22 protein-coding genes are annotated in these 23230 nt (G+C 71.4%); 12 read left to right on the top strand and 10 right to left on the bottom strand.

Going from position 1 to position 23230, the window contains the following annotated elements:
- Nucleotides 1-31 precede the first annotated feature (31 nt).
- Nucleotides 32-466: an acyl-CoA thioesterase gene (locus AC0VXQ_RS05550; RefSeq protein WP_129357494.1), complete on the bottom strand. Its 435-nt coding sequence runs from the start codon at nt 464-466 to the stop codon at nt 32-34.
- Nucleotides 467-616: 150 nt separating this feature from the next.
- Here AC0VXQ_RS05550 and serB point away from each other — a divergent pair, with 150 nt between their 5' ends.
- Entirely contained in the window at nt 617-1759 is a 1143-nt protein-coding gene (gene serB, locus AC0VXQ_RS05555; RefSeq protein WP_328798555.1) for a phosphoserine phosphatase SerB, read from the top strand.
- Between the two features lie 55 nt (nt 1760-1814).
- On the opposite strand, the gene AC0VXQ_RS05560 is transcribed toward serB, so the two are convergent.
- A complete protein-coding gene (locus AC0VXQ_RS05560) occupies nt 1815-2558 on the bottom strand; it encodes an SDR family oxidoreductase (protein WP_058731185.1) in 744 nt (247 codons plus the stop codon).
- A gap of 113 nt (nt 2559-2671) precedes the next feature.
- Entirely contained in the window at nt 2672-3409 is a 738-nt protein-coding gene (locus AC0VXQ_RS05565; protein ID WP_058731186.1) for a beta-ketoacyl-ACP reductase, read from the bottom strand.
- A 206-nt stretch (nt 3410-3615) separates the two neighbouring features.
- Here AC0VXQ_RS05565 and AC0VXQ_RS05570 point away from each other — a divergent pair, with 206 nt between their 5' ends.
- From AC0VXQ_RS05570 to AC0VXQ_RS05580, 3 genes are read left to right on the top strand one after another with little or no spacing between them, the layout of a single operon-like run.
- Nucleotides 3616-4068 carry a DUF3099 domain-containing protein gene (locus tag AC0VXQ_RS05570; protein ID WP_058731187.1) on the top strand — a complete coding sequence of 151 codons (453 nt, stop codon included), beginning with the start codon at nt 3616-3618 and terminating at the stop codon, nt 4066-4068.
- The gene (locus tag AC0VXQ_RS05575; RefSeq protein WP_058731188.1) at nt 4059-4304 is read left to right on the top strand and encodes a hypothetical protein; all 246 of its coding nucleotides are present in this window, start codon (nt 4059-4061) and stop codon (nt 4302-4304) included. The genes AC0VXQ_RS05570 and AC0VXQ_RS05575 overlap by 10 nt, the downstream gene beginning before the upstream one ends.
- Nucleotides 4305-4361: 57 nt before the next feature.
- Entirely contained in the window at nt 4362-5348 is a 987-nt protein-coding gene (locus AC0VXQ_RS05580) for an SURF1 family cytochrome oxidase biogenesis protein (protein WP_242650373.1), read from the top strand.
- Nucleotides 5349-5402: 54 nt separating this feature from the next.
- Here the strand turns inward: AC0VXQ_RS05580 and AC0VXQ_RS05585 are convergent, their stop codons facing one another.
- The 6 genes from AC0VXQ_RS05585 to AC0VXQ_RS05610 form a co-directional block, all read right to left on the bottom strand.
- The gene (locus AC0VXQ_RS05585) at nt 5403-7001 is read right to left on the bottom strand and encodes an ABC-F family ATP-binding cassette domain-containing protein (RefSeq protein WP_064725500.1); all 1599 of its coding nucleotides are present in this window, start codon (nt 6999-7001) and stop codon (nt 5403-5405) included.
- A gap of 129 nt (nt 7002-7130) precedes the next feature.
- Entirely contained in the window at nt 7131-7466 is a 336-nt protein-coding gene (locus AC0VXQ_RS05590; protein ID WP_058731191.1) for a metal-sulfur cluster assembly factor, read from the bottom strand.
- Complete coding sequence (sufC, locus tag AC0VXQ_RS05595) at nt 7463-8236, bottom strand: Fe-S cluster assembly ATPase SufC (protein ID WP_058731192.1); 774 nt, start codon at nt 8234-8236, stop codon at nt 7463-7465. The genes AC0VXQ_RS05590 and sufC overlap by 4 nt, the downstream gene beginning before the upstream one ends.
- 52 nt (nt 8237-8288) lie before the next feature.
- Nucleotides 8289-9503: a Fe-S cluster assembly protein SufD gene (sufD, locus tag AC0VXQ_RS05600; protein ID WP_058731201.1), complete on the bottom strand. Its 1215-nt coding sequence runs from the start codon at nt 9501-9503 to the stop codon at nt 8289-8291.
- Between the two features lie 97 nt (nt 9504-9600).
- Nucleotides 9601-11058, bottom strand: coding sequence for a Fe-S cluster assembly protein SufB (gene sufB / locus AC0VXQ_RS05605; RefSeq protein WP_058731193.1), 1458 nt, complete (start codon nt 11056-11058; stop codon nt 9601-9603).
- Nucleotides 11051-11833, bottom strand: coding sequence for a helix-turn-helix transcriptional regulator (locus tag AC0VXQ_RS05610; protein WP_328798553.1), 783 nt, complete (start codon nt 11831-11833; stop codon nt 11051-11053). Before AC0VXQ_RS05610 ends, sufB begins: the two co-directional genes overlap by 8 nt.
- A 150-nt stretch (nt 11834-11983) precedes the next feature.
- On the opposite strand from AC0VXQ_RS05610, the gene AC0VXQ_RS05615 reads away from it, so the two are divergent.
- The 3 genes from AC0VXQ_RS05615 to AC0VXQ_RS05625 all read left to right on the top strand — a co-directional run bounded on the left by AC0VXQ_RS05615 (nt 11984) and on the right by AC0VXQ_RS05625 (nt 15058).
- Nucleotides 11984-13012 carry an ABC transporter ATP-binding protein gene (locus AC0VXQ_RS05615; RefSeq protein WP_064725508.1) on the top strand — a complete coding sequence of 343 codons (1029 nt, stop codon included), beginning with the start codon at nt 11984-11986 and terminating at the stop codon, nt 13010-13012.
- Nucleotides 13009-13797 (top strand): ABC transporter permease, encoded by a 789-nt coding sequence (locus AC0VXQ_RS05620; protein ID WP_058731195.1) that lies wholly within the window; start codon nt 13009-13011, stop codon nt 13795-13797. The genes AC0VXQ_RS05615 and AC0VXQ_RS05620 overlap by 4 nt, the downstream gene beginning before the upstream one ends.
- A gap of 196 nt (nt 13798-13993) precedes the next feature.
- Nucleotides 13994-15058 (top strand): COX15/CtaA family protein, encoded by a 1065-nt coding sequence (locus AC0VXQ_RS05625; RefSeq protein WP_061225640.1) that lies wholly within the window; start codon nt 13994-13996, stop codon nt 15056-15058.
- Nucleotides 15059-15093: 35 nt separating this feature from the next.
- Here AC0VXQ_RS05625 and AC0VXQ_RS05630 read toward each other — a convergent pair whose 3' ends face one another.
- Nucleotides 15094-16038 (bottom strand): heme o synthase, encoded by a 945-nt coding sequence (locus AC0VXQ_RS05630; RefSeq protein WP_058731203.1) that lies wholly within the window; start codon nt 16036-16038, stop codon nt 15094-15096.
- Nucleotides 16039-16429: 391 nt separating this feature from the next.
- Between AC0VXQ_RS05630 and tkt the strand changes: the two genes are divergently transcribed.
- The 5 genes from tkt (at nt 16430) to pgl (ending at nt 23135) form a co-directional block, all read left to right on the top strand.
- Nucleotides 16430-18538 (top strand): transketolase, encoded by a 2109-nt coding sequence (tkt, locus tag AC0VXQ_RS05635; RefSeq protein WP_475527944.1) that lies wholly within the window; start codon nt 16430-16432, stop codon nt 18536-18538.
- A gap of 45 nt (nt 18539-18583) precedes the next feature.
- Entirely contained in the window at nt 18584-19684 is a 1101-nt protein-coding gene (gene tal, locus AC0VXQ_RS05640) for a transaldolase (RefSeq protein WP_058731198.1), read from the top strand.
- Between the two features lie 130 nt (nt 19685-19814).
- Nucleotides 19815-21326 carry a glucose-6-phosphate dehydrogenase gene (gene zwf / locus AC0VXQ_RS05645; RefSeq protein WP_058731204.1) on the top strand — a complete coding sequence of 504 codons (1512 nt, stop codon included), beginning with the start codon at nt 19815-19817 and terminating at the stop codon, nt 21324-21326.
- The gene (locus tag AC0VXQ_RS05650) at nt 21326-22315 is read left to right on the top strand and encodes a glucose-6-phosphate dehydrogenase assembly protein OpcA (RefSeq protein WP_058731199.1); all 990 of its coding nucleotides are present in this window, start codon (nt 21326-21328) and stop codon (nt 22313-22315) included. The genes zwf and AC0VXQ_RS05650 overlap by 1 nt, the downstream gene beginning before the upstream one ends.
- Nucleotides 22308-23135, top strand: a complete 828-nt coding sequence (gene pgl / locus AC0VXQ_RS05655) for a 6-phosphogluconolactonase (protein ID WP_058748412.1) — start codon at nt 22308-22310, stop codon at nt 23133-23135. Before AC0VXQ_RS05650 ends, pgl begins: the two co-directional genes overlap by 8 nt.
- Nucleotides 23136-23230 lie beyond the last annotated feature (95 nt).

Consider the following 23230-nt stretch of genomic DNA (forward strand, 5'->3'; position numbering starts at 1 on the left):
GGGGGGGGGGCGACGCCTCCGCACCGGCGACTCAGTCCAGCCGCGTCGGGTCCTCCGGGTCGAAGCTGCCGTAGCGACCGAGCAGATCCCGCTCCCGCTCGCTCAGGGCCGTGGGCTCACCGGTCTCGGCATCGACCATGACCATCACCGTCAGGCCGTCGAAGGCCACCCGACCGTCCTGGATGCCGCGGCAGGTGATCGTGTACGAGCTGCGGCCCACGCGCCCGACGCCGAGCTCCACGCTCAGCTGCGGCCCGTAGACGACGGGGCGGCGGTAGTTCAGCTCCATCCGCGCCACGAGCGTCGGGCGATCCCGCACATCGGTCCGGTCCCAGGCCTCTCGGAGCCACCGGATGCGGGCCTCCTCGATCAGGGTGATCACCCGGGCGTTGTTCACGTGCCCCAGCAGATCCTGATCCGACCAGCGCACCTCGGGGGTGCACACGTACGCGGGATACTCGGCCATGACGTCCTCTTCCGACGAACCACCCGCGGGCATCCGAGGACGCCGGCGGCTTTCGATCACCGTACCGCCGCCCGGACGCCAGCCGCACCCGCGACCGCTCTCCGATCCCCCACCGACGGTCCCTCTCGGCACGGCACCTACGATGGGGACATGTCCGACCCCCGCCGTCTCATCGCCTTCTCCTCCCGTCCCCCGTCCGAGGAGAACCGGTCCTCCTCCGCCCCCGCCTCGGCCGCGCCGCCGCTGGGGCAGCTGCCCGTGCCAGCACCCGGGGAGAGGACGGAGGCCGTGCCCGGGCTGCTCGGATCCCGTACCCGGCCCACGGCGCTGGTGCAACGCGCAGCCGCCGCAGGAATCGGCCTTCCGGCGGGGGTCGAGGAGATCCACGTGCCGCCCCTTCCCCCGCGCGACGGCGGCACCTCCGCTCGCCGGGGACCCCGCCAGGCCCCCGGCCCCGGGTTCCGCGTGCTGCGCTGGCCCCCGACGCTCGCAGCCGATGCGGAGTCTTCCGCTCACGGAGCCGCCGCAGGGTCGGAAGCTGACGTGAACCTGGAGGTCCCGGACCCCGGCGTCGAACGGGTGCAGAGCGTCCTGGACGCCCTGGATCCGCAGGCGCGCTGGCAGGTCATGGCCGTGCCCGCGCTGCCGGAGGGCACCCCCCGACTGGTGGTCACGGACGTGGACTCCACACTGATCGGCCAGGAGGTCATCGACGAGCTGGGCGCCCGCGCCGGGGCCCGCGAGCGGATCGCGGCGATCACCGAGCGGGCCATGCGGGGGGAGCTGGATTTCGCGGCCTCCCTGCGCGAACGAGTCGCCGCCCTGGCGGGCCTGTCGGCCAGCGTGCTGGAGGAGGTGCGCGAGGACCTCGTCCTGAATTCGGGGGCGCGCGAGCTGGTGGCGCGGCTGCACGCCCGGGGGGATCGGATCGGCGCCGTCTCCGGCGGCTTCTGTGCGATCCTGGATCCCCTGGGTGCAAGCCTCGGGCTGGATCGGACCCTGGCCAACGGCCTGGAGATCGCCGACGACGGGTCCGGACCCCGCCTGACCGGTCGGGTGCTCGGGCCCGTGGTGGATGCCGCGGCCAAGCGCCGCGCCCTGACCGCCTGGGCCGGGGAGCTCGGCGTCGCCGAAGAGGCGACGACGGCGATGGGCGACGGCGCCAACGACCTGCTCATGGTCGAGGCCGCCGGACTGGGCGTCGCCTACTGCGCCAAGCCGACCCTGGACGCGGCAGCCGCGGCACGGATCCCCGTGCCGCGGCTGGATGCGCTGCTGGCGCTGCTGGGCTGAGCGCGACAGCACGGGTGCCGCCGATCCGGGACCGGCGGCACCGAGGCGGTGTCGATCAGTCTACGAAGCCCTTGGCCCCGCCGACCAGCTCCACGTGGCCGGTGGGAACACCGGCCGTGACCATCGCGGCGACCTCGGAGGCGAACTCCTCGACCGAGTACAGCTTCCCGGCCTCCGCCCGACGGGCCTCCAGCGCCCCGGGGCGAGCCCGGTTGAGCAGGGTCGCGGTGACGGTGCCCTCGATCATGTCCCCCGAGACGACGACGAAGTCGATGCCCCTCTCGGACAGCTGCGGGATCTCCTCGGTGAGGGCGTCCTCTCCGGCGCGCTTGGAGCGGGCGACGGCCTCGTACTCGGGCATCGTCTCGACCTCGCGGATGAAGTGCGCCTGGTGGCTGGTCACGTACACGACCCGACCCCCGGGGCGCATCACGGCGGCGGCGGTGCGCAGCACATCCAGCTGCGCGTCGCGGTTCAGCCGCAGCGCGTAGTCCTCCCCCAGATCGGTCTCCATGCCGCCGGAGGCGTTGAGCACCAGCACGTCCAGGCCCCCGTAGGTCTGCACCGCCGTGTCCACCAGGGTCTGCACGTCCTCGTGCTTCGTGACGTCCGCTCCCACGGCGACGGCGCGGCCCCCGGCCTCCTCGATCGCCTGGACCACCTTCTTGGCCCGCGGGGCCTTCTGCCGGTAGTTCACCACGACGCCGGCGCCCTCGGCGGCCAGCAGCTTGGCCGTGTCCGCCCCAACCCCCCGCGAGGAGCCGGTGATGATCGCGGACTTCCCGTCCAACTGTCCCATTGCTTCGTGTCCTTTCCTCGATGCCGCACCCGGGCCCGCCTCGTTCAGGCGGGCCCGGCTCGCGGCGGATGATCGGTGCGCGGGTCCCCCGGAGGGGATTCCCGCGATGTGTCTCAGTGGCCCATGCCGAGCCCGCCGTCGACGGGGATCACGGCTCCGGAGATGTACCCGGCGTCCTCCCCGGCCAGCCAGCGGACCACGCGCGCGACCTCCTCGGCCTGCCCGTAGCGCTTGGCGGGGATCGCCTCGAGGTACTTCTGCTGCGTCTCCTCCGGCAGGGCGTCGGTCATCTCGGTCTGGATGTACCCGGGGGCCACGACGTTGGCCGTGACGTTGCGCGACCCCAGCTCGCGGGTCAGGGAGCGGGCGATGCCCACCAGCCCGGCCTTGGAGGCCGCGTAGTTCAGCTGGCCCGGGGAGCCGTAGAGCCCGACGACGGAGGAGATCAGGATGACGCGACCGAACTTCTTCCGCAGGAACCCCTTGGCCGCCCGCTGCACCACCCGGAACGCGCCGGTGAGGTTGGTGTCGATGACCGCGGAGAAGTCCTCCTCCTTCATCCGCAGCAGGAGGGTGTCGCGGGTGATCCCGGCGTTGGCGACCAGGACCTCCACCGGGCCGAACTCGGCCTCGATCTCGGAGAAGGCCCGGTCCACGGAGGCTGCGTCGGTCACGTCGGCCTGCACCGCGAAGAAGCCCTCAGGCGCCTCGCCCGAGCGGTAGGTCACGCAGACCCGGTGCCCCTGCTCGCGGAAGGCCTCGGCGATGCTGCGTCCGATCCCCCGGTTGCCGCCGGTCACCAGCACGGTGCGGGGGGTCGTGGCGGGTTCGTCGGGGTGCTCGATGCTCATCGGGGTCCTTCCCGGGATGCGGTGGATGGAATCGCCCCCATCCTAGCCGAGGTCCCCTCCGGCCCGCCCGGTGGGATCCCGGACACCGGCCCCTGCCGATCGGAGCCGGAGGTGACACAATGGGCACGGTCATCAACCCAGCGGGTCCCCCTCTCCATGAGCACCGGGCGGGCGCCGCGATCATCCGGTGAGGAGGGCGGTGTCCCATGTCCGAGGCCACGACGTCGCGCTCCCGCGCATCCCGCCGGGAGGAGCCCGAGGCGTACTCCATCACCGGGGCGCAGGCCCCGCACAGCCAGGGCGTCGAGACGCGGATGCGCCGCTACGCGCTGAAGATGGCCCTGCGCCTGGTGTGCATCGTCCTGGCGCTAGTCACCGACGGCTGGATCCGCTGGACCTGCGTGGGCGCGGCCATGGTGCTGCCGTGGGTGGCGGTGGTCCTGGCCAACGGCAGCGATCGCGCGGAGGTGCGCGACGTCTCCGCCTACACCGATCCCGCGCCGCGCCCCCTGCCCTCGCCCGATCTCTCCGGGGATCACGCGAGCACGCCGCGGGAGGACGTCATCGAGGGCGAGTTCCGCGAGGGCCCGGGCGCCTCGCCGACGCGCGGAACCGGCGGGGACGGGCCGGATCCGCGCAAGGGGCGGTCATGGACCTGACCGACCTGCTCGGCGTCGGCCGGGAACCGCCCGCACCGGAGCGGCCCGTGTGCTCCCGCCGCGGGTGCACCGCCCCGGCCCGCTGGCGCCTGGAATGGAACAACCCGAAGATCCACGCCCCCGAGCGGCGCAAGACGTGGCTGGCCTGCGAGGAACACCGGGAGCACCTGGCGCGATTCCTGCGGGCCCGCGGATTCCTGCGGGACATCCGCCCGATGGACGCCCCCGACGACTGACGCCCGCCCTTTCCCCTCCCTTACCCTTTCCCGATCCGAGAGGAGCCCCTGACTTCCGTGTACCGATTTCTCGTCAGCGGCCGGTGGATCGCGGGCTTCCTGGTCTGCGTGCTGTTCTCCCTGCTGTGCGTGTACCTGGCCGGCTGGCAGATGGACCGCAAGGAGGCCCTGGATCACCGCAACAACCTGATCAGCGAGAACTACGACGCCCGCCCCCTGGAGGGCCAGGCCGCGCTGGAGCAGTTCGAGCGCTTCGATCCCGACCGGCAGTGGACCCCGGCCCGCGTGCAGGGGCGGTACCTGCCCGAGCACCAGGTGCTGGTGCGCAACCGCCCGCACGAGGGCGCCGTCGGCTTCGAGGTGCTGGTGCCGCTACGCACCTCGCAGGGTGAAATCGTGGTGATCGACCGCGGCTGGGTGCCCGCCGGGGACTCCAACGCGGCTCCGGCCCAGGCAGTGCCCGCCCCGCCGTCGGGGACGGTGCAGGTCACGGCCCGGCTGCACGCGGGTGAGCCCTCCACGGACCGCTCCGCCCCGGCCGGGCAGATCCAGTCCGTGGACCTGCCGGACTACGCCCGGCAGACGGGACTGGATCTGGCCGAGGCCGCCTACGGGATCATGGCCTCGGAGGATCCCGCCCCGGCCCAGCGGCCGCAGCAGCTGTCCGCCCCGGAGCAGAGCGCCGGACCCAACCTGTCCTACTCCCTGCAGTGGTACTCCTTCGCGGTGCTGGTGTACGTGGCCTACGGCTGGTGCGCCCGGCAGAAGGTGCGCAACGATCGCCTGGATGCCCAGCTGGCCGAGGAGCTGCAGCGCCGGTTCCGCAGCTACTACGCCGAGGACGGCACCTACATCGGCACCGAGGACGAGGCGGTGGTGCGCCGTCAGATGGAGATGATCGACGACATGCCCCCGCACATGAAGTCGATCGTGCGCCCCAAGCTCGCCAAGGCCCGCAGCCGTCCGACGGACGCCGAGGAGGAGGACGCCCTGCTGGACGCGATGGCCCGCTCCCGCGACGCGGACCCGGTGGATCGCGACTGAGCCGACAGAGCCGACGGCCCCGACGCCGACCCGGGACCGCCCCGGCCCGCCGGCTCAGGCGAGACTGATGAGGTCCTGGTACTCCTGGGACCAGTGGTCCTCCACCGCGTCGGGCAGCATGAGCACCCGCTCCGGGTTCAGCGCCTCCACCGCGCCCTCGTCGTGGGAGACCATGACGATCGCGCCCTCGTAGGTCTTCAGCGCGTTGAGGATCTCCTCGCGGCTGGCCGGATCCAGGTTGTTGGTCGGCTCATCCAGCAGCAGCACGTTGGCCGAGGAGGCCACCAGGGTCGCCAGAGCCAGGCGGGTCTTCTCCCCGCCGGAGAGCACCCCGGCGGGTTTGGCGACGTCGTCCCCGGAGAACAGGAAGGATCCGAGGATGGTGCGCACCTGGGTGTCCTGCAGATCCGGTGCGGCGGTGCGCATGTTCTCCAGCACGGTGCGGCTGCCGTCCAGGGTGTCGTGCTCCTGGGCGAAGTAGCCCAGCTTCAGCCCGTGCCCGGGCTGCACCTGGCCGGAGTCCGGGGCGGACACCCCGGCGAGCATGCGCAGCAGGGTCGTCTTGCCGGCCCCGTTCAGGCCCAGCACCACCACGCGCGAGCCGCGGTCGATGGCCAGGTCCACGTTGGTGAAGATCTCCAGGGACCCGTAGGACTTCGACAGCCCCTGGGCCCGCAGCGGGGTCTTCCCGCAGGGGGCCGGCGCCGGGAAGCGGATCGCGGCCACCCGGTCCTGGGCCTGCTCCGGCTCGACCTCGCGCATCAGCCGCTCGGCCCGCTTGATCATCTGCTGGGCGGCCACGGCCTTGGTCGCCTTGGCGCGCATCTTCTCCGCCTGGGCCATCAGGGCCCCGGCCTTCTTCTGCGCGTTGGCCCGCTCCCGCTTGCGCCGGGCCTCGTCCTGCTCGCGCTGGGCGAGGTAGTGCTTCCAGTCCATGTTGTATTCGTCGACCACGCAGCGCATGGCGTCCAGGTACAGCACCTTGTTGACCACCAGCTCCATCAGGGCGACGTCGTGGCTGATCACCAGCAGGCCGCCCGAGTAGGTGCGCAGGAACTCCCGCAGCCACTCGATCGAATCGGCGTCGAGGTGGTTGGTCGGCTCGTCCAGCAGCATGGTGTCAGCACCCTGGAAGAGGATGCGGGCCAGCTCCACACGACGCCGCTGCCCGCCGGAGAGGGTGGACAGGGGCTGGTCCAGGACGCGATCGGGCAGGTCCAGGTTGTGGGTGATGCTCGCGGCCTCGGATTCGGCCGCGTACCCGCCGCCGGCGATGAACTCGGCCTCCAGCCGGTCGTAGCGGCGCAGGGCCTTGGCCCGCACGGACTCGTCCTCGCTGGCCATCTCCTCCTGGGTGCGCCGCATCCGGGAGACGACCCCGGCGAGGTTGCGGGCGGAGAAGATCCGGTCCCGGGCGGACTGGGTCATGTCCTCGACCTTCGGGTCCTGCGGCAGGTAGCCGATGGACCCGGAGCGGGTGACCTCGCCGTCGGCGGGCAGGGTCTGCCCGGCCAGGACCTTGGTCATTGTGGTCTTGCCGGCGCCGTTGCGTCCGACCAGCCCGATCTTGTCCCCGCGGTTGATGCGGAAGCTCACATCCTCCATGAGCAGTCGGGCGCCGGCGCGCAGTTCGAGGTGGGAGACGGTCAGCAAGGGCTTACGGCCAGCCTTTCGGTTGCGGGAGTGGGATGGGGCGAGACGAGGGGCCGGCGGGCCCACAGGCGCCCGCCGACCCCTCATCCTAGCGGCGTGCGGTCACCGCGTCGGGTCGGTGCCGCGGGATCAGATGTTGAAGCCGAGGGCGCGCATCTGGTCCCGGCCCTCCTCGGTGATCCGCTCGGGACCCCACGGCGGCATCCACACCCAGTTCACGTGCCACTGGTCGATCAGCGGCTCGAGGTTCTGGGCGACCTGCTCCTCGATGACGTCCTGCAGGGGGCAGGCGGCGGTGGTCAGGGTCATGTCCATGACCAGGGCACCGTCCTCCTCGTTCCAGCGGGTCCCGTACAGCAGGCCCAGGTCCACGATGTTGACCCCGAGCTCCGGGTCGATGACGTTGGCCAGGGCGTCCTCGATCTCCTGGTCGGAGGGCCGCCCGGCGGGTGCGGTCTCGGTCATGCCTGGGCGGCCTCCCGGTTCTGGAGGTAGTTGACGTAGCCCTCCTCCTCCAGGCGCTCGGCCAGCTCGGGCCCGCCCTGGTCGGCCATCTTGCCGTCCACGAAAACGTGGACGAAGTCGGGCTTGATGTAGCGCAGGATGCGCGTGTAGTGGGTGATCAGCATGACGCCCATGTCGTTGGCGTCGTGGGCGCGGTTCACGCCCTCGGAGACCACCTGCAGGGCGTCGATGTCCAGCCCGGAGTCGGTCTCGTCCAGGATCGCGAACTTGGGCTTGAGCAGCTCCAGCTGCAGGATCTCGTGGCGCTTCTTCTCGCCACCCGAGAAGCCCTCGTTGACGTTGCGGGTCACGAAGTCCGGGTCGATCTTCAGCTGGCCCATGGCCGCCTTGACGTCCTTGGTCCAGGTGCGCAGGGCCGGGGCCTCGCCGTCCACGGCGGTCTTGGCCGAGCGCAGGAAGTTGGACATGGTCACCCCGGGGATCTCCACCGGGTACTGCATGGCCAGGAACAGCCCGGCGCGGGCGCGCTCGTCCACGGACATCTCGGTGACGTCCTCGCCGTCGAGCAGGATCTCGCCGGAGTCCACGCGGTACTTGGGGTGCCCGGCGATGGTCGAGGCCAGCGTGGACTTGCCGGAGCCGTTGGGGCCCATGATCGCGTGGATCTCGCCGGAGTTGATGGTCAGGTTCACGCCCTTGAGGATGGGCTTGGTGTTCTCGTCATCGAGGATGACCGAGACGTGCAGGTCCTTGATTTCCAGAGTGGACAAGGGATTCCTCCTTGGGAAGGGAAGTCGGTGCGGGCCGCACGGGCCCGAGGGGTCAGTTGTCGCTGATGGCCAGCTCGTCCTCGAGGGCGTCCATGAGCCGCTCCTCCAGCTCATCCACCCGGATCTGCTGGATGATCTCGTTGAGGAAGCCGCGCACCACCAGGCGGCGGGCCTGCTTCTCGGGGATGCCGCGGGCCATGAGGTACCACAGGTGGTCGCCGTCCAGCTGACCGGTGGTCGAGGCGTGCCCGGCGCCCTCGATGACGCCGGTCTCGATCTCCAGGTTCGGCACGGAGTCGGCGCGGGCGCCGTCGGTGAGCACGAGGTTCTGGTTCTTCTCGTAGCTGTCGGTGCCCTCGGCCTCCTTCTGGATCAGCACGTCCCCGACCCACACGGTGTGCGCGTCCTGCCCCTGCAGCGCGCCCTTGTAGAGCACGTTGGAGGTGTTGTTCGGGGCGTTGTGGTCCACGAAGGAGCGGTGCTCCAGGTGCTGGCCGGCGTCGGCGAAGTACAGCCCGAACAGCTGGGCGTCGGCGCCCTCCCCGGCGTAGCGGACGTTCGCGTTCAGCCGCACGATGCCGCCGCCGAGGGTCACGTTGACGTGGCGGTAGTGGGCATCGCGCCCGACCTGCGCGTCGTGCTGGCCCACGTGGATCGCGGAGTCCTCCCACAGCTGCAGGGAGATCACGGACAGGCTCGCCCCGTCGCCGACGATCACCTCGACGTTGCCGTTGTGGTGGGCGGTGCCGGTGTGCTCCAGGACCACGGTCGCGTGGGAGTTCGGCCGCGCCTCGATGACCAGGTGGGAGTTGGCTCGGCGGCCCTCGGCCTGTCCGCGCAGGCGCACGGTCACGGGTTGGCTGCGCTCCTCATCCTGCGGGATGACCAGGTGGGTCGCGGACTCGGCGTTGGCGGAGCCGACGACGGCGGCCCGGTCGGCCGGGCGCAGCACGGTCCCGCGCGGGGCCTCGGTGCGGCCCAGGGCCGGAGCCTGCCAGGCCTGCGGGGCGTCGACCTCGATCTGCAGGGCGCCGTCCTCGGTGGGGGCGTCGGCGAAGACGGGGGCGAGCTTCTTCACCGGGGTGAAGCGCCATTCCTCCTCGCGCCCGGTGGGCTCGGCGAAGTCGGCGACGTCGTGGCTCCAGGGCCGCTCGGCCCGGGAGTGCATGACCTGGGACCCGGGCTGCCCGGCGTTGGCGGACTTGCGCACCCGGATCGTGTCGTCGGCGGTCAGCTCCGGGGAGAGCTTCTCGCCCTCCTCGCTCATCCCGGGGATGGCCACCCGGGACTCGCCGGTGTGCACGCCGTCGACCTTCTCCGGTTCGGCGGCGGGGTGCTCCTTGTTGATCTGCTCAGTCATCGGGTTAGCCTACGGATCCTTCCATCTGGAGTTCGATCAGACGATTCAGCTCGAGCGCGTACTCCATGGGCAGCTCGCGCGCGATCGGCTCGACGAACCCGCGCACGATCATCGCCATGGCCTCGTCCTCGGGCAGGCCGCGCTGCTGGAGGTAGAACAGCTGCTCCTCGGACACGCGAGACACGGTGGCCTCGTGGCCCAGGGTCACGTCGTCCTCGCGGATGTCGATGTACGGGTAGGTGTCCGAGCGGGAGATGGTGTCCACCAGCAGGGCGTCGCACACCACGTTGTTCTTGGAGTTGTGCGCCCCCTCCCGGATCTGCACGAGCCCCCGGTACGCGGCGCGTCCGCCGGAGCGGGCCACGGACTTGGAGACGATCGAGCTGGAGGTGTTCGGGGCGATGTGCACCATCTTGGAGCCGGTGTCCTGGTGCTGGCCCTCGCCGGCGAAGGCGATGGACAGGGTCTCGCCCTTGGCGTGCTCGCCGACCATGTAGACGGCCGGGTACTTCTGGGTGACCTTGGAGCCGATGTTCCCGTCGATCCACTCCATGGTGGCGCCCTCGTGGGCGATGGCCCGCTTGGTCACCAGGTTGTAGACGTTGTTGGACCAGTTCTGGATGGTCGTGTAGCGCACGCGGGCGTTCTTCTTGCAGATGATCTCCACGACCGCGGAGTGCAGCGAGTCCGACTTGTAGATCGGGGCGGTGCAGCCCTCGATGTAGTGGACGTAGGAGTCCTCGTCGGCGATGATCAGGGTCCGCTCGAACTGGCCCATGTTCTCGGTGTTGATGCGGAAGTAGGCCTGCAGCGGGATCTCCACGTGCACGCCCTTGGGCACGTACACGAAGGAGCCGCCGGACCACACGGCCGTGTTCAGCGCCGCGAACTTGTTGTCCCCGACGGGGATCGCGGTGCCGAAGTACTCCTCGAAGAACTCGGGGTGCTCCTTCAGGGCGGTGTCCGTGTCCATGAAGATCACGCCCTGCTTCTCCAGGTCCTCGCGGATCTGGTGGTACACGACCTCGGACTCGTACTGCGCGGCCACGCCGGCCACCAGGCGGTTGCGTTCGGCCTCGGGGATGCCCAGCTTCTCGTAGGTCTCCCGGATGTCCTCGGGCAGCTCCTCCCAGGACTCGGCCTGCTTCTCCGTGGAGCGCACGAAGTACTTGATGTTGTCGAAGTCGATCCCGGACAGGTCCGCACCCCACGTGGGCAGGGGCTTGCGGTCGAAGAACTTCAGGCCCTTCAGCCGCAGCTGCAGCATCCACTCGGGCTCGTTCTTCTTCGCGGAGATGTCCCGGACGACCTCCTCGCTCAGCCCGCGCCGGGCGGCCTGCCCGGCGGCGTCGGAGTCGTACCAGCCGTACTGGTAGTTCCCGATGCCCTCGAGCTCCGGGTTCTTCTCCAGGATCTCGGAGATGACTCCTCCGTCGGCCTGGCGCTCAACCTGTTCAGTCATGTGAGCCTTCCTTGGTGGGTCGGACGTTTCTTCCTGAAACGCTGGCTTGTGCTCCCCGCGCGAGCGGGATGTGCGTGGTGCAGACGTGGGCCCCGCCGGCCATGGTGGACAGCCTGCGCACGTCCACCCCCAGCAGCGAGGCGATCATGCGGGTCTCCTCGTCGCAGAACTCCGGGAACTCCTCGGCCAGGTCCCGCACCGGGCAGTGGCCCTGGCACAGCTGGACGCTGGAGAGCAGGTGCTCCGGAAGCTCCACCGCCTTGGCGGCTTCGCTCATGGCCATCGTGGAGGTGCTGGCGACGAAGCCGTCGCGGGTCATCGCGTCCCCCAGGGCCCGGGCGCGGGCGCCGATGTCCGGGCCCGCCGCCTCAACGACGGGGCGGTAGCGCCGCTCCATCTCCTCGAAGCGCGACTGGGCGAAGCGCTCCAGGGCCCCCTCCCCGAGTGCCGCCCGCAGGGTGCGCAGGGAGTCCAGGGCGATGTCCAGGTAGTCGTTGCCCAGCTGGGCGTGACCCTGGGGGGCGACGACGTAGCGCCGGGCGGGCCTGCCGGCCCTCGCCCCGGGCTTGCGCACCAGGGTGACTTCCACGAGCTGGTCCTTCTCCAGGGCCTCGAGGTGGCGCCGGATGGCCGCCGGGGTGAGCCCGAGGGCGCTGGCGAGGTCGGCCGCAGATACCGGACCGTGAGCCAGCACGCCCTGGAGGACGCGGTCGCGCGTCCTCTCCTCGGGCTCCCCGGCACCGGCGGCGCGGGGCGCGGACTGCTTCTGCTTCACGGAATACACAACCAAAGTATGTGCTTATTTGTTCCGGGCGATCCAGTGAGGCAGACCTTTCCTCGTGCCACCCGCCCGCAGGGACCACTCGGTGGAGGCGCGGGCCCCGAGATGCCCCTGCCCTCCCGCCGCGGACCGTACACTGGGACGGTGCCGAACCACGGATCCACCCCGACCGCCGTGGCCCCCGCGGAGACCGCGCCGGGGCCCCTCGCCGACGAGCAACCCGCCGTGCTGGTGCAGCGGCTGCGCAAGGAGTTCCCCGCCGCCGGTTCCCGCCGGACCCGGGGCGGGCGCACGGTGTGCGCCGTCGACGGGGTGAGCCTGAGCGCGCGCGCCGGGGCCGTGACCGCCCTGCTGGGCACCAACGGCGCCGGCAAGACCACCACGCTGTCCTGCGCCCAGGGCCTGGTGCGCCCGAGCTCCGGTACCGTGCGCCTGCTGGGCGAGGATCCATGGCGGGCCGGGCCGCAGCTGCGCGCCCGCGTGGGCATCATGCTCCAGGACGGCGGACTGCCCCAGGCGATCCGGCCCGTGCCCCTGCTGCACCACGTGGCCTCGATGTATGAGGACCCGGTGGACATGGATGCCCTGATCCGGCGACTGGGCATCGATGAGTTCGACGGGACCACCATCCGGCGCCTGTCCGGCGGGCAGCGCCAGCGGGTCAGCCTGGCCGCCGCCCTGGCAGGCGGCCCGGAGGTGCTCTTCCTGGACGAGCCCTCGGCCGGGCTGGACCCGCACTCGCGCAAGGTGGTCTTCGACCTGATCCGCGAGGTGAGGGCTGCCGGGACCGCCGTCGTGCTGACCACCCACCTCATGGACGACGCCGAGCGGCTGGCGGACCAGGTCTACATCATGGACGCCGGGAAGGTGGTCCTGGAGGGCACGGTGGATCAGCTGCTGGCCGGCTCCCGCGACGCCCAGACCCTCGTGTTCACCCTGCCGCGCTGCGGGCTCGGGATCGAGGACCTCCTCCCCCAGCAGCTGCGCGCGGGGCTCACGCTGTCGGAGGACTCCCCCGGCGCGTACACCCTCACCGGCCCCCTGGGCCCGGCGCACCTGGCGGCGCTGACCGCCGGGTGGGAGCGGCAGGACGTGCTGCCGACGCACCTTGAGCTGACCCCGCGCTCCCTGGAGGACCTGTTCCTGGACATCTCGGAAGGAGAGCGGTCGTGAGCGCGACTCCCACGGACTTCACCCGCCGCACGGGCCGGCCGGCACCGGCCGCCCGGCGGATCCTGCGCCAGGGCGGATACGAGATCCTGGCGATGCTGAAGAACGGCGAACAGCTGCTGCTGCTCATCCTGTTCCCGCTGATGGCGCTGATCGGCCTGACCAGCACGGGTTTCCTCGACGGATGGGCCCGGGAGTTCGGCGCGTCCCGGGTGGACCTGGCGATGCCCGGGATCCTCGCCCTGTGCACGATCTCCACGGCCCTGTCCGGTCAGGGCATCGCCACCGGCTTCGACCGCCGCTACGGGGTCCTGCGCTTCCTGTCCACCACTCCCCTGGGTCGCGGCGGGCTGATCGCCGGCAAGGCCCTGGCGGTGCTGGGGGTCATGGTCGTGCAGTACGCCGTGATGGGCGCGGTCGGGCTGTTCCTGGGCTGGGAGCCGCGCCCGACGGCGGTGCTGGCCTCCGTGCCCACCCTGGTGCTCGGGGCCGCGGCCTTCACCGCCCTGGGGCTGCTGGTGGCCGGTACGATCCGGGCCGAGGCGACCCTGGCCGTGGTCAACACGCTGTGGGTCCTGCTGGCCACCGTCGGCGGCACGCTGCTGCCGGCCCGGCACTTCCCCGGCGCGGCCGCCGCCCTGATCGAGCTGCTGCCCTCCGGGGCCCTGGGCTCGGCGCTGCGCGCGGAGATGCTGGGCCAGGGGCCGCTGTGGGGTCCGCACCTGGTGCTGCTGGTCTGGGCCGCGGCCGCCGGGCTGCTGGCGCGCCGGCTGTTCCGGTGGTCCTGAGCATTCCCTGCGCCTGCCCGCCAGCGTCGGCGTCGCAGGCATCTGACGCGGGCATCACGGCGTCACGGTTGGCTCCGCGCACCACCGACGGCGGATAATCGACGGGGGCCCAGCGCCCCGCACGCACGCGGAAACCGGGAATGCGCCCCGGCCCCTTTTGACGATTCAGCCCACGACCAGGACGCGAGGTGTCCGCTTGAGCACGAGCAGCACACAGCCCCAGACCCGCACCCCTTCCGACTCCGCGCCGGCCCGCCTCTGGCGCGTGCTGACCCCGCTGACCGTCACCGGGTGGGTGCGCGGCACGGCCCTGGCGTCGGTGCTGGCGAACCTGCTGCTGGTGATCACCGGGGGGCTGGTGCGCCTGACCCAGTCCGGGCTGGGCTGCCCCACCTGGCCGCGCTGCACGGACGACTCCTGGAACAACGTCCCGGAGATGGGGATCCACGGCTTCATCGAATTCGGCAACCGCACCCTCACCGGGCTCCTCGGGATCGTCGCCGTGCTGACCGTCCTGGCCGTGATGCGCCTGCGCACCGAGTACCGCGACCTGTTCTGGCTGGCGATCCTGCTGTTCGCGGGGATCCCGGTGCAGGCCGTGGTCGGCGGCTTCTCCGTATGGCTGCGCCTGAATCCCTGGATGGTCGGGGTGCACTTCGTGCTCTCGGCCGTGATGATCGCGCTGGCCGCGGCCCTGTGGAGCCGCACCCGACGCTACTCATTGCCGCGGGTGCGCGAGGTCGAGCGGCTGGAGCGCCTCGAGGAGTCGGATCCGACGATGGGACGCCTGGGGGCGATCCTGCTGGCGCTGACGGGCATCGCCGTGTACCTGGGCACCCTGGTCACCGGCACCGGCCCGCATTCCGGGGACGCCACCAGCGCCCGCCACGCCTTCGACGCCGTGATGGTCGCCCGGATGCACTCGATCTCCGTGTGGTTGACCGTGCTGACCGTGGCCCTGGGCATCACCCTGTGCGTGCGCCGGGGCTGGGCCCCCGGGGTGCGGGCGGCGCTGCTGCGGATGGTGGGGGTGCTGGTGCTGCAGGGCGGCATCGGCTACCTGCAGTACTTCAACGGCCTGCCGATCTGGATGGTGGAGCTGCACCTGCTGGGCGCCGGGCTGACCGTGTGGGCCGCGGCCGCCGCCTACGACCGGATGGCGGTGCTGGCCCAGCCCACCCGTCGGGAGACGGCCCTGGTGCACACCGTCACGGCCCCGGAGTGGCGTGCGGCGCAGGAGATCGCGGGGACCGAGGCCTGACGCAACGCCGCCCCGGAACGCGGCGGGCGCCGTCCTCAGAGGACGGCGCCGCCGACGAAGGGGTCCACGGCCACCGCGACGAACAGCACCGTCAGGTAGGTGATGGAGGCGTGGAAGACGACCATCGCGGTGCGGCTGGTGGCCTGCTCGGCCATGGCCAGCGCGTGCAGCCGGTGGCAGGTCCAGATGAACCAGGCCCCGGCGCCCAGCGCCGTGAGGCCGTAGACCCAGCCGGCCCCGCCCACTGGGATCAGCAGCAGCGAGCAGATCACCGTGGCCCAGGCGTAGAGCACCACCTGCACGGACACGGCCTTGGCCGACGCGATCGCCCCGAGCATCGGGATCCCCGCGCGCTGGTAGTCCTCCGCGTACTTCATCGACAGCGGCCAGTAGTGCGGCGGGGTCCACAGGAAGATCACGAGGAACAGCACGACGGCGGCCCAGCTGAGGGTCCCCTGCACGGCGGCCCAGGCGATGAACACGGGCATGCACCCGGCGATCCCGCCCCAGACGATGTTCTGGGAGGTCCGGCGTTTGAGGAACAGGGAGTAGAAGACCACGTACAGCAGGATCGCGACGAGGCCCAGCGCCCCGGCCAGGAGATTCACGGCCAGGCTCAGGTACACCACGGAGACCGCGGACAGCGCCCAGGCGAAGATCAGCGCCTCGCGATCCGAGACCTCCCCGGTGACCAGGGGGCGGCGCTCCGTGCGCTTCATGAGCCGATCGGCCTCGCGGTCGATCCAGCAGTTGAAGGCGCCGGCGCCCCCCGCGGCCATCGCCCCGCCGAGCATCGTGTTCAGGATCAGCCACAGCGAGGGCATCCCGCCGGCCGCGAAGATCATGGTCGGCGCGGTGGTCACCAGCAGCAGCTCGATGACCTGCGGCTTGGTCAGCAGGAGGTAGGCGCGCAGCTTGCGGCGCAGGCCCACCCGGCCGGTCTTCCCGGCGGGGGCGGGGACGGCGGGCTTGGCCTCCAGGAGGGATCCATGGTCCGTGCTCTGGCGCTTCACAGGTGCTTCCTTACGCGATCGGTGCCGCTGTCCTCCCGGTCTCGGGGCGGGCGCGCACGACGGGCGCGCGATGGTCACAGCTTCCTTCGAGCATATATCCCAGCCCGCGCGGCCTTCCAGGACGGTGCGGTGATGTTTCACTCCCTCGGCGGGCCGCCCCCCCGGGACTCGCGGCGTCCGCCCACAGCGTCACCGACAGACGCGCGGCGCGGCGGTGGCCTAGAGTTGGGTGGAGCACCGCGGCCCCTTCAGGTACACGGTGGCCGCGCGGCGGGCTCGGGAATCGGGCCGGCGCCGCGGCGACGCCGTCGGACCGGGGCCACGCGAGACGACTTCCGAGACGAAAGGGGCATGCCTCGTGTCCGACGACCGCGAGAACCTCGAGTGGACCGACCTGGACCGACGGGCGGTGGACACCGCCCGGGTCCTCGCCGCCGACGCCGTGGAGAAGGTCGGCAACGGCCATCCCGGCACCGCGATGAGCCTCGCCCCGGTGGCGTACCTGCTCTTCCAGAAGATCATGCGCCAGGATCCCTCCGATGACCGCTGGACCGGACGGGACCGCTTCATCCTCTCCCCCGGCCACACCTCCCTGACCCAGTACATCCAGCTGTACCTCGGCGGGTACGGCCTGGAGCTGGAGGACCTGCAGGCCCTGCGCACCTGGGGGTCGCTGACCCCGGGGCACCCCGAATACAAGCACACCCGCGGCGTGGAGATCACCACCGGCCCGCTGGGGCAGGGCCTGGCCTCCACCGTCGGCTTCGCCTACGCCCAGCGCTACCTGCGCGGCCTGCTGGATCCTGACACCGCTCCGGGGCGCAGCCCCTTCGACCACACCGTGTTCACCATCGCTTCCGACGGGGACCTCGAGGAGGGGGTGACCAGCGAAGCCTCCTCCCTGGCCGGGCACCAGCAGCTGGGCAACCTCGTGGTCATCTACGACCAGAACCAGATCTCCATCGAGGACGACACCGACGTCGCCTTCACCGAGGACGTCGCCGAGCGCTACCGCGCCTACGGCTGGGACGTGCGCACCGTGGACTGGCGGGCCGGCGGGGAATACCGCGAGGACGTCCAGGCCCTCTACGACGCGATCCAGGAGGGTCGGAAGGTCACGGACAAGCCGACCTTTATCAGCCTGCGCACCATCATCGGCTGGCCCGCCCCGACCAAGCAGAACACCGGCGGGATCCACGGCTCCAAGCTCGGCGCCGACGAGGTGCGCGCGACCAAGGAGGTCCTCGGCTTCGATCCGGAGAAGACCTTCGACGTCGCCCCCGAGGTCATCGAGCACACCCGGGCCCTGCAGGCCCGCAGCGACGAACGGCGCGCCGCCTGGGATCGGTCCTACCAGCAGTGGCGGGAGGCGAATCCGCAGCGGGCCGAGCTGCTGGATCGGCTTCAGGAGGGCCGCCTGCCCGAGGGGTACAGGGACGCCTTCCCGGCCTTCGAGGCCGGCGGCTCCCTGGCCACCCGCGCGGCCAGCGGCCAGGTGATCAACGCGGTCGCCCCGCTGCTGCCCGAGCTGTGGGGCGGCTCGGCGGACCTGGCCGGATCCAATAACACCACCATCGAGGACGCCTCCTCCTTCAACCCCACCTCCCGCTCCACCGCCAAGTTCACCGCCAGCCCCTACGGGCGGGTGCTGCACTTCGGGATCCGGGAGCACGCGGCGGCCGCGATCGTCAACGGCATCGTGCTCTCCTCCCCCACGCGCGCCTTCAGCGGGACCTTCCTGATCTTCAGCGACTACCAGCGCCCGGCGATCCGCCTGTCCGCGCTGATGGGAGTCCCCTCCATCTACGTGTGGACCCATGATTCCATCGGCCTGGGCGAGGACGGGCCCACTCACCAGCCGGTCGAGCAGCTCTCGAGCCTGCGGGCCATCCCGGGCCTGGACGTCGTGCGCCCGGCGGATGCCAACGAGACCTCGGTGGCCTGGCGCACGATCCTGGAGCACCGGGACCGCCCCGCCGGCCTCGTGCTGACCCGGCAGAACCTCACCACCCTGGCCCGCCAGGACCTGCACCCGGAGGCGGACGGGGAGAAGTTCGCTTCCGCGGAGGGTGTCGCGCGCGGCGGCTACGTGCTGGCCGACGCCGAGGGCGAGCCCGACGTCATCCTCATCGCCACCGGCTCCGAGGTGGAGCTGGCCCTGCAGGCCCGCACCCAGCTGGCTGACGACGGCATCGCCGCCCGCGTGGTCTCCATACCCTGCCGGGAGTGGTTCGACGCCCAGGACGCCGAGTACCGCGAGCAGGTGCTCCCCCGCGGGATCACCGCCCGGGTCAGCGTGGAGGCGGGCCTGGCCCAGTCCTGGCACGACCTGCTGGGCTCGCGCGGGCGCGCGGTCTCCCTGGAGCACTTCGGTGCCTCCGCGGACTATCAGACCCTCTTCCGCGAGTTCGGCATCACGGCCGACGCCGTGGTCGAGGCGGCCCGGGAATCCCTCGCCGCCCGCTGAACCCCCACCGACATCCATCCCTCGAGCGAAGGAGCACGAGAACCCATGACCGAAGCGACCCAGAAGCTCTCCGACGCGGGAGTCTCCCTCTGGCTGGACGACCTCTCCCGTGAGCGCCTGGAGACCGGCAACCTGCAGGAGCTGGTCGAGACCCGCAACGTCGTCGGCGTGACCACCAACCCCACGATCTTCGCCCAGGCGCTCTCGCGCGGGGACCGCTACGACGCCCAGATGCGCCGCCTGGCCGAGGAGGGCCGCGACGTCGAGGAATCCGTGTTCGCGGTGACCACTGACGACGTGCGCGAGGCCTGCGACGTGCTCGCCCCGATCTACCGCCAGACCCGCGGGCAGGACGGGCGGGTCTCCATCGAGGTGGATCCCCGCCTGGCCGTGAAGGGCGAGGAGACCGCCGAGATGGCCCGGCGCCTGCACCGGACCGTGGACCGTGAGAACGTGATGATCAAGATCCCGGCCACCGAGGAGGGCCTGGAGCCGATCGCCGCGACCCTCGCCGAGGGGATCAGCGTCAACGTGACCCTGATCTTCTCCCTCGAGCGCTACCGCGCGGTGATCAACGCCTACCTCACGGGGCTGGAGCGGGCCCTGGAGCAGGGCCGCGACCTGTCCAAGATCCACTCCGTGGCCTCCTTCTTCGTCTCCCGCGTGGACTCCGAGGTGGACGCCCGCCTGGAGCAGATCGGCACCGAGCAGGCACTGGCCCTGAAGGGTCGGGCCGGCCTCGCCAATGCCCGGCTGGCCTACCAGGTCTTCCAGGAGGCCTTCTCCTCCGAGCGCTGGAAGCTGCTGGCCGAGGCGGGGGCCGTGGTCCAGCGGCCGCTGTGGGCCTCGACCGGCACCAAGGACCCGGCCTACCCGGACACGATGTACGTGGACGGCCTGGTGGCCCCGGACACCGTGAACACCCTGCCGGAGAAGACCCTGGAGGCGGCCGCCGACCACGCGGAGGTCACCGGGGACACGATCACCGGCACCTACGACGACTCCGAGCGGGTCCTCAACGAGCTGGAGCAGCTGGGCATCTCCTACCAGGAGGTCGTCGAGAAGCTCGAGCGCGAGGGGGTCGACAAGTTCGTGGCCTCCTGGGAGGAGCTGCTCGAGACCGTCACCGCCAATCTGCACGACTGAACCCCGCCTCCGCCCCGCCCGCCGGCCTCCTCTCGACGTCGGCGGACGGGGCGGGAGCGCGCCGCACCCATCCCCGACACGAGGAGCCCCTGTGTCCCCTTCCCCGGCTCTGCCGCCGGATCCCAATCCCCTGCGCGACCCGAAGGATCGGCGCCTGACCCGGGTCGCCGGTCCGTCGGCGCTGGTGCTGTTCGGCGTCACCGGCGACCTGGCGCAGAAGAAGCTGCTGCCGGCGATCTACGACCTGATGAACCGCGGCCTGCTGCCCCCGAGCTTCGCGCTGGTGGGCTTCGGGCGCCGGGACTGGTCCGATGAGCGGTTCCAGCAGGTGGTTCGGGAGTCGGTGGAGGCCCACTCCCGGACCCCGTTTCGGGAGGACGTCTGGCATCAGCTGACCACCGGCATCCGCTTCGTGCAGGGCGCCTTCGACGACGGCGAGGCCTTTCGGCGCCTGGGTGAGACCCTCGCGGAGCTGGACGAGACGCGCGGGACCCAGGGCAACCACGCCTTCTACCTCTCGATCCCGCCGAACGCCTTCGAGACGGTGTGCCAGCAGCTGGCCGACCACGACCTGGCGGGCCGGCACACGGAGCACGGGTGGCGGCGAGTGGTCATCGAGAAGCCCTTCGGGCACGATCTGGACTCCGCCCGGGAGCTGAACGCGATCGTCGAGCGGGTGTTCCCGGCCGACTCCGTGTTCCGCATCGACCACTACCTCGGCAAGGAGACCGTCCAGAACATCCTGGCCCTGCGCTTCGCCAACCAGATGTTCGAGCCGCTGTGGAACGCGAACTTCGTGGACCACGTGCAGATCACCATGGCCGAGGACATCGGCATCGGGTCCCGCGCCGGGTACTACGACGGGGTGGGCGCCGCCCGCGACGTCATCCAGAACCACCTGCTGCAGCTGCTGGCCCTGACCGCGATGGAGGAGCCGATCACCTTCGACGCCCAGCAGCTGCGGGCCGAGAAGGCGAAGGTCCTGGCGGCGGTCACCCTGCCCGAGGACCTCTCCGCCGGCTCCGCCCTCGGGCAGTACGAGGCCGGGCTGCAGGGCGGTCGCGCGGTGAGCGGATTCCTGCAGGAGAAGGACATTCCCCCGGATTCGCGCACGGAGACCTTCGCCGCGCTGAAGCTGGGCATCGACACCCGCCGCTGGGCCGGAGTGCCGTTCTACCTGCGGGCCGGCAAGCGGCTGGGGCGGCGGGTCACGGAGATCGCCGTCGTGTTCAAGCGCGCCCCGAACCTGCTGTTCCAGAAGAACGACCACGAGGAGTTCGGACAGAACGCGATCGTGCTGCGCATCCAGCCGGATGAGGGCATGACGATCCGCTTCGCCTCCAAGGTCCCCGGGACCCAGATGGAGCTGCGCGATGTGTCCATGGACTTCGGCTACGGCCAGTCCTTCACCGAGTCCAGCCCGGAGGCCTACGAGCGGCTGATCCTGGATGTGCTGCTGGGTGAGCCGCCGCTGTTCCCCCGCCACGAGGAGGTCGAGCTGTCCTGGAAGATCCTCGATCCCTTCGAACGGCACTGGGCCGAGCACGACGTGCGGCCCGAGCCGTACGCGCCCGGATCCTGGGGTCCGGAATCCGCTCATGAGCTGCTCGCCCGGGACGGGCGGGCCTGGAGGAGGCCGTAATGAGGACCGAGCTGAAGGACACCACCACCTCCGAGGTGGACAAGGAGATCTCGCGCCTGCGCGGCGAGATCGGGTTGCGCACCCAGGGTCGAGTGCTCACGCTGGTCATCATGGCGGAGAAGGGGCACTCCAAGAACGCGGTTCAGGCCGCGATCTCCGCCAGCCGGGAGCACCCGTGCCGGATCATCGTGCACATCGCCCACAGCGTCGAGAAGCCGAACCGGCTGGACGCCGAGGTGAGCATCGGCGGGGACGCCGGAGCCAGCGAGGTCATCGTGCTGCGCGGCTGGGGGGAATCCTCCCACCCGACCGAGTCCCTGCTCTCCGCGCTGCTGCTGCCCGACGCGCCGATCGTGGCGTGGTGGCCGCACGCGCTGCCGGAGTCCCCGGTCGATCACTCGGTGGGCCGGATCGCGACCCGCCGGATCACCGACTCCGCCCGGGAGCCGGATGCGATGCGCGCCCTGCACCGGCTGCGCGAGGTCTTCGCGCCCGGGGACACGGACCTGGCCTGGACGCGGCTGACGCAGTGGCGCATCCAGCTCACCGCCGTGCTCGATGACCTGGAGCCCTCCCCGGTGCGCAAGGTCATCGTGGAGGGATCGGACCGGTCCCCCTCGGTGATCCTGCTCGGGGCGTGGCTGGGCCACCGGCTGGGCGCCCCCGTGGAGTTCTCCGGCGCAGACCAGCCGCGGGGCCTGTACCGGGTGCGGCTGGAGCGGGAGGACGGCGAGGTCGTCCTGTACCGTCCCGGCCGCAGCGTGGCCACGCTGAGCCCGCCCGGTGCCCCCGAGCAGCAGATCGCGCTGCCGGTGCGCACCCTGTCCCAGTGCCTGGCCGAGGAGCTGCGTCGACTCTATCCCGACGAGGCCTACGGCGAGGTCCTGATGGACGCCCTCACCTCGACGCCGCTGGACTGGTGCCGCACGCACCAGGAGCCCGCGGCGGATGAGGATCACTCTCGATACACGGAGGTCTTCGATGCCTGAGCAGTCCCCTCTCTCCCCCGCCGAGCCCCTGGTGCCCGCCCCGGCCCCGGTGGTCGTGGAGCACCCCGACAAGGAGGCCCTGGCTCAGGCGGCGGCGGCCCGCCTGGCGCTGACCCTCTCGGATGAGCTGGCCGAGACCGACGAGGACGTGCACGTGTGCCTGACCGGCGGTTCCCTCGGCATCGCCGTGTGGGAGCGGCTGGCCGACTCCGCGCTGCACCGGATCGTGGACTGGTCCCGGGTGCACTTCTGGTGGTCCGATGAGCGCTACGTGCCGGAGGGCCACGAGGACCGCAACGTGCAGCAGGTCCGCGAGGTCTTCTTCGACCGGGCCGAGGTACCGGCGGGCAACATCCACCCGATGGGTTCATCGGACGCCTACCCCACCCCCGGGGAGGCCGCCGAGGCCTACGCCCGGGAGCTGGCCGAGCACGCCCCGACCGGCGAGAAGGCCCCGGTGTTCGCGGTGTCACTGCTGGGCATGGGTCCGGACGGGCACATGGCCTCCCTCTTCCCGGGACGCCGGGAGATCCTCGACGACGCCGTGGACGTGCTGCCCATCGAGGACTCCCCGAAGCCGCCGCCGCGCCGGGTGACCATGACCCGACCGATGATCGACCTGGCCGCGCGCATCTGGTTCCTGGTCTCCGGGGCGGATAAGGCCGAGGCGTTCTCCCGGCTCGAGCAGGCCGCCCGCGTCGAGGCCCGGGACGGGCGCGCCCCGGATGAGCAGGCGCTGCTGGAGGCGCCGGCGGTGGCCGCCCGCGGCTGGGCCCAGACCCTCTACCTGGTCAGCCGGGAGGCGCGACCGGCCTCCTGACGACGGGTTCCAGGTCCCGGCCCGCGGCCGTCACGGGCCGCGGGTGCGGAGAAGGCCCCGGTGAGCCGAAGCTCACCGGGGCCTTGTCATACCGG

The sequence above is a fragment of the Rothia sp. QJM3NY_36 genome (genome assembly GCF_056173115.1).